This window comes from Actinoplanes octamycinicus (assembly GCF_014205225.1).
GTDB classification, from domain to species: Bacteria; Actinomycetota; Actinomycetes; order Mycobacteriales; family Micromonosporaceae; genus Actinoplanes; species Actinoplanes octamycinicus.
Genome location: NZ_JACHNB010000001.1, coordinates 2646855 through 2660117 on the forward strand (window position 1 = coordinate 2646855; position 13263 = coordinate 2660117).

The 13263-nt window shown below is 70.0% G+C and carries 10 protein-coding genes; 5 read left to right on the forward strand and 5 right to left on the reverse strand.

Annotation, left to right across the window (positions count from 1 at the left end; genetic code table 11):
* Nucleotides 1–72: 72 nt before the first annotated feature.
* Genes BJY16_RS11995 through BJY16_RS12010 form a run of 4 tightly spaced genes read left to right on the forward strand, consistent with a single transcriptional unit; the run spans nt 73 to nt 3969 of the window.
* A complete protein-coding gene (locus BJY16_RS11995) occupies nt 73–999 on the forward strand; it encodes an ABC transporter permease (protein ID WP_185039536.1) in 927 nt (308 codons plus the stop codon).
* A complete protein-coding gene (locus BJY16_RS12000) occupies nt 992–1933 on the forward strand; it encodes an ABC transporter permease (protein ID WP_185039537.1) in 942 nt (313 codons plus the stop codon). The genes BJY16_RS11995 and BJY16_RS12000 overlap by 8 nt, the downstream gene beginning before the upstream one ends.
* A 4-nt stretch (nt 1934–1937) precedes the next feature.
* The gene (locus BJY16_RS12005) at nt 1938–2969 is read left to right on the forward strand and encodes an ABC transporter ATP-binding protein (protein ID WP_185039538.1); all 1032 of its coding nucleotides are present in this window, start codon (nt 1938–1940) and stop codon (nt 2967–2969) included.
* Nucleotides 2962–3969: an ABC transporter ATP-binding protein gene (locus BJY16_RS12010; protein ID WP_185039539.1), complete on the forward strand. Its 1008-nt coding sequence runs from the start codon at nt 2962–2964 to the stop codon at nt 3967–3969. The genes BJY16_RS12005 and BJY16_RS12010 overlap by 8 nt, the downstream gene beginning before the upstream one ends.
* Before the next feature lie 178 nt (nt 3970–4147).
* Here BJY16_RS12010 and BJY16_RS12015 read toward each other — a convergent pair whose 3' ends face one another.
* From BJY16_RS12015 to BJY16_RS12025, 3 genes are all read right to left on the reverse strand, one after another.
* Nucleotides 4148–5365 (reverse strand): IS110 family RNA-guided transposase, encoded by a 1218-nt coding sequence (locus BJY16_RS12015; protein WP_311775285.1) that lies wholly within the window; start codon nt 5363–5365, stop codon nt 4148–4150.
* Nucleotides 5366–6101: 736 nt separating this feature from the next.
* Nucleotides 6102–6443 (reverse strand): chorismate mutase, encoded by a 342-nt coding sequence (locus BJY16_RS12020; RefSeq protein WP_185046405.1) that lies wholly within the window; start codon nt 6441–6443, stop codon nt 6102–6104.
* Between the two features lie 544 nt (nt 6444–6987).
* Nucleotides 6988–8832 (reverse strand): bifunctional metallophosphatase/5'-nucleotidase, encoded by a 1845-nt coding sequence (locus BJY16_RS12025; protein WP_185039540.1) that lies wholly within the window; start codon nt 8830–8832, stop codon nt 6988–6990.
* Nucleotides 8833–9034: 202 nt separating this feature from the next.
* Here BJY16_RS12025 and pcrA point away from each other — a divergent pair, with 202 nt between their 5' ends.
* Nucleotides 9035–11440 (forward strand): DNA helicase PcrA, encoded by a 2406-nt coding sequence (gene pcrA / locus BJY16_RS12030; protein ID WP_444978783.1) that lies wholly within the window; start codon nt 9035–9037, stop codon nt 11438–11440.
* Between the two features lie 19 nt (nt 11441–11459).
* Here pcrA and BJY16_RS12035 read toward each other — a convergent pair whose 3' ends face one another.
* Both BJY16_RS12035 and BJY16_RS12040 read right to left on the reverse strand, forming a co-directional pair.
* Nucleotides 11460–12236, reverse strand: a complete 777-nt coding sequence (locus BJY16_RS12035) for a M23 family metallopeptidase (protein WP_185039542.1) — start codon at nt 12234–12236, stop codon at nt 11460–11462.
* 123 nt (nt 12237–12359) lie between these two features.
* Entirely contained in the window at nt 12360–13115 is a 756-nt protein-coding gene (locus tag BJY16_RS12040; protein WP_185039543.1) for a M23 family metallopeptidase, read from the reverse strand.
* Nucleotides 13116–13263 lie beyond the last annotated feature (148 nt).

Consider the following 13263-nt stretch of genomic DNA (forward strand, 5'->3'; position numbering starts at 1 on the left):
GTTGCGTTACCCCAACCTCCTCGTCGCCGAGCTCACGAGGCCGGCGCTCTTCCGCGGAAGAGGCAAACCCGTATGTTCCGCTATATCGTGCGGCGCTTACTACAGATGGTCCTCACCTTCTTCGGGGCCACCTTCCTGGTATTCGCGCTGACGTTCGCCAACCAGACCGACCCGATCCAGGCGTTGGTCGGTGAACGGCCCATCTCCGAGAGTCAGCGCATCGCGCTGACCGAGCGGTACCACCTGGATGAAGGCTTCTTCATGCAGTACTGGTACTACATCAAAGGCGTCATGACCGGGGACTTCGGCACCTCGATGACCGGTCAGAAGATCGCGGACATGATGGCCAACGCCTGGCCGGTGACCGTCAAGGTCGCCCTCCTCGCCATGGTCATCGCCGTCGTCTTCTCCATCACCGTCGGCGTCTACTCCGCGCTCAAGCGGGGCGGCCTGTTCGACAACGCCTCGCTGATCCTCACCCTGGTCCTGCTGGCCATGCCGGTCGTCGTCATCGCTCCGCTGGCTCAGCTGATCTTCGGACTCCAGCTCGGCTGGTTCTCGCCCACCGCAACACGGGACGCGACTCTCTGGCAACTGCTTTTGCCGGCGATCGTGCTCGCCTGCATCGTGATCGCGCCCGAGATGCGGGTGACCCGGACCTCGGTCGTGGAGAACCTGCGCGCCGACTACGTGCGCACCGCGCGGGCCAAGGGCCTGGCCCGGATGCGCGTCATCTGGGTGCACGTCATGCGCAACTCGCTGATCCCGGTGGTCACCCTGATCGGTGTCGACCTGGGAACCCTGCTGTCCGGCGCCATCGTGACCGAGCACGTCTTCAACATCCCCGGGGTCGGCTTCAACCTCGCCCGTGCGATTCGTACCGAGGACGGCCCGCTCGTGGTCGGTTTCGTGAGCATCCTGGTGATCCTCGTTCTGGTCATCAACCTGCTCGTCGACCTGCTGTACGCCGCCCTCGACCCCAGGATCCGCTATGAGTGACTTGAACACCGTGACCGAGGCCGAGCTGCCGGGCGGTCAGCCGAACAATCTCCCGCGCGGCCCGGTCAAGAAGGACAAGCCGCGCAGCCTCGCCGGCGACGCCTGGGCCGACCTGCGCAAGCGGAAGGTCTTCTGGACGGCCGTCGTCCTGGTGATCTTCGTTCTGACGATGGCGCTCTTCCCGAAGCTGTTCACCTCGGCCGACCCGGGCGCCTGCTCGCTGTCCAACCAGTTCAAGGGTCCGGCCGGCAGCGCGCTGTTCGGCTATGACTTCCAGGGTTGTGACATCTACGCCAAGATCGTCAACGGTGCCTGGAACTCGATCAAGATCGGCGTGCTGTCCACCCTGATCTCCGGCCTGATCGGCCTGATCTTCGGGCTGGCGGCCGGTTACTTCGGCGGCGCGACCGACGCGATCCTGTCCCGGATCATCGACATCATGCTGGGCGTGCCGTTCCTGCTGGCCGGCATCGTGCTGTCCCGCCGGCTGAGCTCCGACCCGAAGTCCGACGGCGTCCTCGCGGTCACCCTCACACTGGGCCTGCTGACCTGGACCTCCGGGGCCCGCGTCATGCGGTCCGCGGTCATCTCGGCGAAGCAGCAGGACTACGTGGCGGCCGCCCGGATGCTGGGCGCCAAGCCGAGTCGCCTCATGCTGCGGCACATCCTGCCGAACTCCATCGCGTCCTACATCGTCATGCTGACCCTGCTCCTCGGCATCAACATCTCCAGCGAGGCGACCCTGTCGTTCCTCGGCGTCGGTCTCAAGAACGGCGCGATCAGCTGGGGCATCATGATCTCCGAGGGCACCCAGTTCGCCCGTACCCAACCGTGGCCGCTGGTCTGGCCGGCGATCTTCCTCGCCGTGACGGTGCTCGCGTTCATCATGCTCGGCGACGCCATCCGCGACGCCTTCGACCCGAAGTTGCGGTGACCCTGTGACTGATATCAAGGCGCAACTGGACGTCCTACCGGGCGTCGACCCGCGCGCACCTCTGCTCGAAGTGACCGACCTGCACGTCGAGTTCCGCACCCAGTACGGCGTCGCCAAGGCCGTCAACGGCGCGAACTTCCGGCTGGCCCCGGGCGAGTCCCTCGCCATCCTGGGCGAGTCCGGCTGCGGCAAGTCGGTGACCGCGCAGGCGATCATGGGCATCCTCGACACCCCGCCCGGCTACGTCACCCAGGGCGAGATCAACTACCGCGGCGTCGACCTGCTGAAGCTGAAGGAAGAGGACCGCCGCAAGGTCCGGGCCAACAAGATCGCGATGATCTTCCAGGACGCGCTCTCCGCGCTGAACCCGGTCTACACGGTCGGTTTCCAGCTCAGCGAGCTGTTCCGGAAGCACCGCGGGATGTCCCGGGCCGACGCCAAGAAGCGGTCCATCGACCTGCTGGAGCAGGTGAAGATCCCGGCGGCGCGGACCCGCGTCGACGACTACCCGCACCAGTTCTCGGGTGGTATGCGGCAGCGCGTCATGATCGCCATGGCGCTGGCGCTCGACCCCGAGGTGCTGATCGCCGACGAGCCCACCACGGCGCTCGACGTCACCGTGCAGGCGCAGATCATGGGCCTGCTCGCCGACCTGCAGCGGCAGCGCAACATGGGCCTGATCCTGATCACGCACGACATGGGCGTGGTCGCCGACGTGGCCGACCGGATCTCGGTGATGTACGCGGGCAAGGTGGTCGAGGAGGCGGGTGTCTACGACATCTACTCGCGGCCGGCGCACCCGTACACCAAGGCGCTCCTCGAGTCGATTCCCCGGCTCGACATGAAGGGTCAGCAGCTCAGCGTCATCCGGGGCCTGCCCCCGGCGCTGACCGACATCCCGCGTGGTTGCGCGTTCAACCCGCGGTGCGCGTACGCCCGGGACGCCTGCCGGCAGGATCCGCCGCCGCCGGCGTACGCCGTGGCCCCGCACCGCACGGCCCGCTGCCACTTCTTCCGGGAGGTCATCGGTGAGTGACGTCGTCCTCGAGACCAAGGGTCTGGTCAAGCACTTCCCGATCACCCAGGGCATCGTCTTCAAGAGCAAGGTCGGCGCGGTCCGGGCGGTCGACGGGGTCGACATCCACCTGCGCCGGGGCGAGACCCTGGGCGTCGTCGGCGAGTCCGGCTGTGGCAAGTCGACCCTGGCCAAGCTGCTGGTCGGCCTGGAGAAGCCGACCGCCGGCTCGATCAACGTCCGCGGTCAGGACATGGTGAAGCTGAAGGGGTCGGCGCTGCGCCGGGCCCGGCGGAACATCCAGATGGTGCTGCAGGACCCGTACACGTCGCTGAACCCGCGCATGACGGTCGGCGACATCATCGGGGAGCCGTTCACGATCCACCCCGAGGCGGTGCCGAAGAACGGCCGGCAGCGCGCGGTGCAGGACCTGCTGGACACGGTCGGTCTCAACCCCGACCACATCAACCGGTACCCGCACCAGTTCTCCGGCGGTCAGCGCCAGCGCATCGGCATCGCCCGGGCGCTCGCGCTCAAGCCCGAGATCATCGTCTGTGACGAGCCGGTGTCGGCGCTCGACGTGTCCATCCAGGCCCAGGTGATCAACCTGCTGGAGCGGCTGCAGAACGAGTTCGGCCTGTCGTACATCTTCATCGCGCACGACCTGTCGGTGGTCCGGCACATCTCCGACCGGGTCGCCGTGATGTACCTCGGCAAGGTCATCGAGACGGGCCACGACCAGGCGATCTACGAGCAGCCGACGCACCCGTACACGCAGGCGCTGCTCTCCGCGGTCCCGGTCCCGGACCCGCGCCTGCGCGGCCAGCGCGACCAGATCGTGCTGGAGGGCGACGTCCCGTCCCCGGCCAACCCGCCGTCGGGTTGCCGGTTCCGCACCCGGTGCTGGAAGGCCCAGGAGATCTGCGCCCAGCAGGAGCCCCTGCTGCAGATCCGCGACCGCTCCCCGCACCCCAGCGCGTGCCACTTCGCGGAGATCCGCGACGTGGTCCACGGCCGCTGACGTTCGCCGTAGGAAGGCCGGACCGTTCGCGGTCCGGCCTTTTTGCTGCCCCAGGCAGGTAACGAGGGTTTCAGCTACCTGCCGCTGCCGCGGACTTCGAAGATCAAATTCGTCATTCAAGATCTTCATTTACGCGCGTCCGCCGGGGTACGGACCGCATGCTCCCGGCACCCCTCTGTCAAGGGGTTGGTGTGAGGGGTGTTTTAGGGTGGTGGTTGGCGGGTCCGGGTTGTGACTTTTCCGAAGTGTCGATCTTGGGGTTTGGGTCGGCCGCGCTGGAGTTCAGAGTCGCCCCCGTGTGTCCTCCCGGACCCGTCGCTGTCTGTTGTGCCGTGTGGTCGTCTTTGATCATTTGGCGGTAGACGGTGTCGGACAGGCGTCGTTTCAACGCTCGCATGGCTTCCATCGCGGTTTTGCCTTCGGCGCGTTTGCGCTGGTAGTAGGCGCGGCCGGGGGTGTCGAAGCGGAGCTGGGTGATGGCCATGATGTGCAGGACCCGGTTGATGCGCCGGTTCCCGGCCCGGTTGAGCCGGTGATGATGGTTGTCGCCGGAGGACACGTCGATGGGGGCGGTGCCGTTCCAGGTGGCGAAGTGCCCGCGGGTCGGGAAGCGGCTGATGTCGCCGATGTCGCCGAGCAGGCGGGCGGCGCCGGAGGGGCCGATGCCGTTGAGGCTGGTCAGCTGGGTGCCGGTGGCGGCCAGCACGGTCTTCAGCTGCCGGTTGGCTGCTTTGATCTTGGTGTCCAGGGTGGTGAGCTCGTCGGCCAGGTCGCCGGCCAGCTGATAGCGGGTGGCGGTGACGATGTCGCCGGCCGGGACGCTGACGCGTTCGAGCAGGGTGCGGGCCTGGTCGGTGGTCAGGTTCTTCTTCGCGCCGCCGGGGATCAGTTCGAGCAGTAGCTGGTGCAGCCGGTTGATGGTCTCGGTGCGGGCGACACCGAGCTGGTCGCGGCGGTCGGCCAGCAGCCGCAGCGCGACGGTGGCGCCGTCGGCGTGAACGCGGCGCAGGCCCGGGGTGCGCAGGGCGGTCACCGCGATGTGGTGCGCGTCGTGACCGTCGGTTTTACGGCCGTGCCCGGTGTCAAAGTTGCGGGCTTTCGCGGCGAGTTTCGCCGGGACGTCCAGCACGGTTTCGCCGTCGGCGACCAGCCGCTGGGCCAGGTGCCGGCCGATGCCGTTACAGCCCTCGACCGCCCACACCCGGCCGGCGTGACGGCGGCCGGCGGCGAGCATCTGCTGGTAGCCACCGGTGTCGGTGCCGTACCTGCCACGGGCCAGCACCTGTTCACGCTCGTTGATGATCTCGATCGTCGCGGACCGCTTGTGCGGATCGACTCCAATGATCAGCTGACCCATGTACCCGTTGACCTTCCCGTCGTCGCGGCAGAACCACACCAGCGGGAGGGCAACGCTACTTACAGCTGGGCAAACCCCTCTTCAGCCACTCCGCGCCACGGTGACCGGCAGGGTCCAAGCCGGGAGAGAGCCACACCCCGCCATATGAGTGGGCAGCGCGGGCCTGAGCACCCTACCGATCACCTCGACCAAGCCTGGCCGGGCCGCGGTCGTACACCAAATTCTCTTTAAGTAGCGCGGGCCGGGCACGGCGATCTGGCCGCTGGCGCGTCCAGAGCGATCGCCGCACCCTTCATTCTCCGTGGGTGGTCGCTGTTCGGGGCGCTGCGTGGGCGGTCGCTGTCCGGGGCGCTGTGTGGGGGTTGCTGTTCGGGGCGCTGCGTGGGCGGTCGCTGTCCGGGCGCTGCGTGGGCGGTCGCTGTCCGGGCGCTGTGGGTGGTTGTTGTCCGGGGCGTTCCGTGGGTGGTCGCTGTCCGAGGCGTTCCGTCGTTGGTCGCTGTCCGGGCGCTCTGTGCGTGGTCGCTGTCCGAGGCGACATCGAAGCGTGGTCGCTGTCCGAGGCGACATCGAAGTCGCCCCTCGCCCGCCCACTCGTCCAGCCCGCCCACCCAAGGGGGAGCCCCCGCTGGCCAGTGTGGCGAAATTTTGGGTGGGCGAAAGGGCGGGCTGTGGATCGGCCGCCAGTGTGGACAACGCTTGCCGGCGCCGGGGGACGGTTTGGCCTGGTGGCGTGCGCAGCACGGGGTGCACGCCACTCGGCGTCGGTCCGAGGTGCCTACAGGGGGCCGCGGCCGGAGCGGAGCAGGAGGAGGGCGACCTGGGTGCCGTCCGGGCCGAGGGCGGTGCGGAAGCGCTCGACGATCTCGCGCTCGCGGGCCAGGACCAGGCGGGTGCCGCCGGAGGCCATCCGGGTCTTGCCGACCTCCTGGGAGAGGCGGGAGCGCTCCTGCCAGAGGTCGATGATGGCCTGGTCGATCTCGTCGATCCGCTCCCGCATGCCGCGGATCTCGTCGGCGGCCAGCGGCTTGGCGGCGCCGGTGGACTGGTCAAGCGCGGCGCCCGGGGAGGCAGCAGCGCCCGGGGAAGTAGCGGCGCCCGGGGAGGCAGCAGCGCCCAGGGAGGCACCAGCGCCCGGAGAAGTAGCGGCTCCCGGCGAGGCGGCGGCACCCGGGGAAGTAGCGGCGGCCGGGGAAGGCGCGGCGCCCAGGGGAATTGTGGCGGTGGGGGACTTCTCGGCGATGGCGGAGTGGTCAGCGCTGAGGGACTTCTCGGCGTTGGTGGACTGGTCCATCACGTCGGCGGTCATGTCGTGCTCCTCGGGTGCTCATCGCCCCGGACAGCCCGGCCCGGGAAGCAACAAGCCCCGGGCCTGTGGGAGCCCGGGGCTTGAAGTAGGTCTGTCGATCAGGGGCGACCTACGGCTGCCGGACTTCCGGTGCCGTAGTAAAAAAATCGCGCCTGCTGGATCACGAGCCGAGTATGCCCCCCGGCCGGACCGCCCCGCAAGGAAACCGCCCGAACGATGGGACACCGGCCGCGGCGGTGGCGGTGGAAGCGGCCGGGGCGGTGCCTGCGGCGTACCGCGAAGGGAAGAGCGGCGTACCGGAAGGGAAGAGAAACGGCCCGGCGCGAAGGCCGGGCCGCGGGGGAGAGCGGTCGAATCAGGGGATCGTGGTGATCCGGTTGGCCGGGCCCGGCGGGATGGTGCCGGTGCCGAGGTACGCGGTGAGCGCGTCCACGTCGAAGCCGGGCGCGGTCACCACCAGCGACGGGTCGACGACCAGCTTGCTGAAGCCGTCACCGCCGTTGGCCAGGAAGTTGTTCATGGTGACCTGGTAGGTGGCGGCCGGGTCGATCGGGGTGCCGTTCAGCGCCAGGTTGCTGACCTTGGCGCCGAGCGGGGCCGAGGCGCTCCAGGTGTAGGTGAAGCCCGCCGAGACCTGCAGGATCTTCGTGGTGGTCTGCCCCTGGTAGCCGGCGAACTGCTGCTCCAGGGCCTCCTTGAGCTGGGCGCCGGTGAGCGGCTCGGTGGTGACCAGGTTGTTGAACGGCTGGACGGTGAACGCCTCGCCGTAGGTGACCTGGCCGTAGGCCTCGCCGCCGGACGACTGGTCGGCGTCCAGGTCGGCGCGGATGCCGCCCGGGTTCATCAGCGCGAGCTGGGCCCCGGCGCCGGTCGTGTACCGCAGCTGGGCGTCGGCGATCACGTCGCCGAGCGGGCTCTCGCCGGCCGCGTTGTTCGTCCGCACGATGTCGCCGGTGATCGCGCCGACCAGCTTGTTGGCGATCGGGGCGACCGCGGTGCGGTACTTGTCGGCGACCTGCTTCGCGGCCGGGTCGACGGTGTCCGGGTTCTTCAGGTAGGCGCCGGACGCGTCCTTCTTCCAGCCGCCGTTGCCGTCCGGCACGCCGTTCTCCACGATCACGTTCTTCGCGGTGATCTCGGCGAACCGGCCGGTGCGCCGGTCCAGCGCGTAGTCGATGTCGGTGATCAGCTGGCCGTTGGTGCCGGCGCTGGTCACCACGGTGTCCTTGCCGGCCGAGTTCGGCAGCTTGCAGGAGTAGAACCGGTGGGTGTGCCCGGACACCACGATGCTGATCTCCGGGTTCAGCCCGGCCACGATCGGCACCACCGCGCCGGAGAAGTTCACGCAGTCGGAGACGCCCGGGGTGGGCGTGGCCGTGCCCTGCGAGCCGCCCTCGTGCAGCAGCAGCACCTGGGCCTTGACCCCGAACAGCTTGAGCACCCGGCTCCACTTGTTCGCGGTCGCCACCTCGTCGGTGAAGTGCACGTTCTTGATCCCGGCCGGGTTCACGATGCCGGCCGTGCCCTCCAGGGTCATGCCGATGAAGCCGACCGGCACGCCGCCGACGAACCGGATGTCGACCGGCGGCAGGATCGGCTTGCCGGTCTTGTTGTCGATGGTGTTCGCGGCCAGATAGCTGAACTCGGCGCCGCCGAAGCCGTCGCCGTCCTGGCAGCCGTCGACCGGGTGGCAGCCGCCGCGCTGCATCCGGATCAGCTCGTCCACGCCCTCGTCGAACTCGTGGTTGCCCACCGAGCTGACCTGCAGGCCGACCGTGTTCATCAGCTCGATCGTCGGCTCGTCGTGGAACGCCGCGCTGACCAGCGGGGTGGCCCCGATCAGGTCGCCGGCGCCGACCGTGGTGGTTACCCGGCCCTCCTGCTTCGCCTCGGCGCGCAACCTCTTCAGGTACGTCGCGAGGTATTCCACACCGCCGGCCGGGGTGCTGGTGCCGCTGGCGTTGACCACCGCGCCGCTGCCGGTCGGCGGGTCGATCGCGCCGTGGAAGTCGTTGTAGCTGAGGAACTGGCCCTTCACCAGCGAGCCGCCGGTGGTCGCGCCGTACGCGGCGGTCACCGGGGCGAACTCGGCGGGCGGCGCGGCGGCCGCGGGCCGGGCGGTGGGCAGGGCGGTGAGCGTGCCGGCGACAGCCAGCGCGACCGCTGGTACGGCGACGCGCCGCCGCAGTGCGGATGGCATGAGCTTCGATCCTCCCGATCGATGTGGACGATCAGTCAACTCGCTCAGCCTGGTGGATCCGGGAAGACGGCGCTACCACTTCGGGGTGACAAGTCGATTGCTGATCACCGATGTCGAGGCGTTCCAGGGCGATTCCGTGTCAGGGGGTCGGCATACACTGGCTCCCGCGATGCGACCTTCCTCAGATTCTCCCGATGACGCCCTGTTCCCGCTGCCCACGGCGGCCCCGCCGGCCCCGGCGCCGCCGCCGGTCCGGCTGGCCCCGCGGGCTCCGCAGGCACGCCGGTCGGTCGACCCGGAGTCGCTGCTGGAGGGGCTGAACGGCCCGCAGCGGGACGCGGTCACCCACGCCGGCGGCCCGCTGCTGATCGTGGCCGGCGCGGGCTCCGGCAAGACCCGGGTGCTCACCCACCGGATCGCCTACCTGCTGGCCAAGCGGGACGTGCACCCCGGCGAGATCATCGCGATCACGTTCACCAACAAGGCGGCCGGCGAGATGAAGGAGCGGGTGGCCCACCTGGTCGGCCCGCGCGCCCGGTTGATGTGGGTGTCGACCTTCCACTCGGCCTGTGTCCGGATCCTGCGCGCCGAGCACGAGCACGCCGGGCTGAAAAGCACCTTCTCGATCTACGACGCGGACGACTCCCGCCGGCTGATGCAGATGGTGGCCCGCGAGCTCGACCTGGACCCGAAGCGCTACACCGCCCGGGGCCTGGCCGCCCAGGTGTCGAACCTGAAGAACGAGCTGGTCGACCCGGAGGAGTTCAAGCAGCGGGCGAAAGGGCCGAACGAGCGGGCCGTCGCCGAGGCCTACGAGCTCTACCAGCGCCGGCTGAAAGAGGCGCACGCGCTGGACTTCGACGACATCATCATGGCCGTGGTGCACCTGTTCCAGTCGCACCCGCTGGTCGCCGAGGCCTACCGCCGGCGGTTCCGGCACGTCCTGGTCGACGAGTACCAGGACACCAACCACGCGCAGTACACGCTGATCCGTGAGCTGGTCGGCACCGAGGACCCGTCGGAGCTGTGCGTGGTCGGTGACGCCGACCAGTCGATCTACGCGTTCCGCGGCGCGACGATCCGCAACATCCTGGAGTTCGAGCGCGACTACCCGGACGCCCGGACCATCCTGCTGGAGCAGAACTACCGGTCCACCCAGACCATCCTCTCCGCGGCCAACGCGGTGATCGACCGGAACACCTCGCGCAAGCCCAAGCGGCTCTGGAGCGACCAGGGCGCCGGCGAGCAGATCGTCGGCTACGTGGCGGACACCGAGCACGCCGAGGCGGACTGGGTGGCCCGGGAGATCGACCGGCTCGCCGACCGGCACGAGGTGCGCCCCGGCGACGTGGCGGTCTTCTACCGCACCAACAACCAGTCCCGGGTGTTCGAGGAGGTGTTCATCCGGGTCGGCCTGCCCTACAAGGTGGTCGGCGGGGTGCGCTTCTACGAGCGCAAGGAGGTCCGCGACGCGCTGGCCTACCTGCGCGCGATCGTGAACGAGGACGACACGGTCAGCGTCCGCCGGGTGCTGAACACGCCGAAACGCGGGATCGGCGACCGGGCCGAGGCGTGCGTGGAGGCGCTGTCGACCCGGGACCGGATCTCGTTCGGCCAGGCGCTGCGGCACGCCCGGTCCGCGCCCGGCATCTCCACCCGGGCGGCCAACAGCATCGCCGACTTCGTGCAGCTGCTCGACGACCTGCGGGAGCTGTCGCTGACCGCCCCGCCGGAGGAGGTGCTGGAGTCGGTGCTGCAGCGTTCCGGCCTGCTCAGCGAGCTGGAGGAGAGCCTCGACCCGCAGGACCAGGGCCGGGTGGAGAACCTGCAGGAGCTGGTCAGCGTCGCCCGGGAGTACACCGAGCGGGTGGAGTCGCAGCAGGACGAGGAGGACCCGGAGGCCCCGTCCGCCACGCTGGCCGGCTTCCTGGAGCAGGTGGCCCTGGTCGCCGACGCCGACCAGATCCCCACCGACGACCCCGACCACCAGGGTGTGGTCACCCTGATGACCCTGCACACCGCGAAAGGCCTGGAGTTCCCGGTGGTCTTCCTGACCGGCCTGGAGGACGGCGTCTTCCCGCACATGCGGGCGATGTCGGACAACTCGGAGCTGGAGGAGGAGCGCCGGCTGGCCTATGTCGGGATCACCCGGGCCCGGCAGCGGCTCTACCTGTCCCGGGCGGTGACCCGGTCGGCGTGGGGCCAGCCGCAGTACAACCCGCCGTCCCGGTTCACCGACGAGCTGCCGGCCGAGCTGGTCCGCTGGGAGCGCACCGGCGGGTCGTACACGTCCTGGTCGGGCACCGGTGGCGGGGTGGGCGGCCGCGGCGGCGGGGACCGGCAGCGCGGCGGCGGCTTCGCCGGGGGCACGCCCAAGGCGCAGCGCATCGCCGAGCGGCTCGGCATCGACGGCAGCAAGCTGGCCACCGCCAGCGAGCTCAAGCAGACGCCGAAGGTGGCGCCCGGCGACCGGGTCAACCACCAGCGCTACGGGCTCGGCCGGGTGGTCGTGGTGGAGGGCCAGGGCCCGGGCGCTCGCGCCCAGATCGACTTCGGCGACCAGGTGATGTGGCTGATCCTGCGGCACGCCCCGATCGAGAAGATCTAGACCCTTTTCGGGTACGGGGTCAGTACCCGCCGCACCCCGGGATGTCCACGCCGTGCTCGTGCATCCACGCGGTCGGCTCGACCGGGTTCTTGTAGTGCCCCCGGTGCACCTCGAAGTGCAGGTGCGGGCCGGTGGAGTGCCCGGTCGAGCCCTCGTCGCCGATCTGCTGCCCGGCCCGCACCGTCTGGCCGACGGCCACCGCGATCCGGGACAGGTGGCCGTAATGGGTGAGCCAGCCGTCGCCGTGGTCGATCAGGATGGCGTTGCCGTATCCCTGGGCCATGCCGGCCGCGACCACCACGCCGGCGCCGGCCGCGACGATCGGGGTGCCGTCCGGGCCGGCCAGGTCGACGCCGGCGTGCAGCCGGCCCCAGCGCGGGCCGAAGCAGGAGGTGACCCGGGCGGCCGGGTTCGGGTTGACCCAGGCGGCGCCAGTCGTCGCCACCGTCTTCTCCTTCCGCTGGACCGCGGCGGGCACGATGGCGGCGCCGGTCCGGGCCGGCTGCCGGGGGTGGGTCTTGGCCGGGGCCTGGTCACCGGACGGCGGGACGATCGGCAGGGCGGCCGGGGCGTGCGCGGCGGTGTGCTGCTCGGTGGAGACCTGCCCGACTGGCGCGGCCGAGGCCGCGGCGCCGGCCACGCCGACACCGGTGGCCAGGGTGGCGGTCAGCGCGGTCACCGAGAGCGCGGAGCGGCTGCGGGTGGCGAAGAGGGCCGGGAAAGCCGGGGCGCGGTGCCGGCGGAGGCGCTCCTGCCGGTGCCGTCCGGTGCTCTCCGATGCCGAGGTCTGCGCCACGCGAGATTCCCCTTCCGACGTCCGTGATCAGTGCTGTCACGGTTCTGTCGGCCCGGGGCGGAGGGCGCTGAGGGGTGTGGCGGCCGGTTCAACCGACTCGCAACCGGGTAGAACCCGGGCAGATCAGGAAGCGGCCTCGGCGGCGGCCATGCCGGCGTAGACCGACTCCATCTGGAGCTGGATGTCGACGCCGTGCGGCTTGAGGAAGGTGATCGGGTCGACCGGCTTGCCGCCGACGTGGATCTCCAGGTGCAGGTGCGTGCCGTACGAATAACCGGTGTTGCCGACCTCGCCGATCACCTGGCCGGCCTTGACCGCGTCGCCCTTTTTCACCAGCAGGCGCCGGGAGTGGGCGTAGATGACCTCGGTGCCGTCGTCCTGCTGGACGGTGATCGAGTAGCCGTAACCGCCGTTGTACCCGGCCGCGGTGACCGTGCCGGCGTGGATCGACTTGTACGGCGTGCCGTCCGGGGCGGCCAGGTCGATGCCGGCGTGCAGCTTGCCGAACCGGACCCCGAACGCCGAGGTGAACTGGTAGTCGTCCAGCGGGAGCAGGTAGACCTCGGCGGCCGCCTGCTCGTCGGTCAGCTTGTCGTTCGCCTTGGCGGCGGTGTCCCGGCTCTCCGAGCGGGAGGCGCGGGTCTGGTCACCGGCGCGGCTCTGCAGCGCGTCCGTGGCGACCTGGGACTGGTCCAGGCTGGACAGGATGTCCGGGCTGACCGTCTTGGCGTCCGGCAGGTTCGAGGCCGCGCCGAGGGCGACCACACCGGCGCCGACGAAGGCGGAGGTGACGACTGCGGCGTAGCGGCTGCGGGGAGGGGTCGGCACACGGCGTCGGCCGCGATAGCGATCGGGCTCAGACGACAAGCGCTGGCGCACGAAGGACCCTCCGTCGGTGGCATTGCGGCGGCACGCTCATGGCCCCGCGCAAGCGGTTAACGAGTGTTGGCCGGGCGGTCGCTGGGGGGTGAACCTGTGCGACAGCCGTGGCCACGGTAACGAAACGACTGCCGGGTCACAAGTCGCA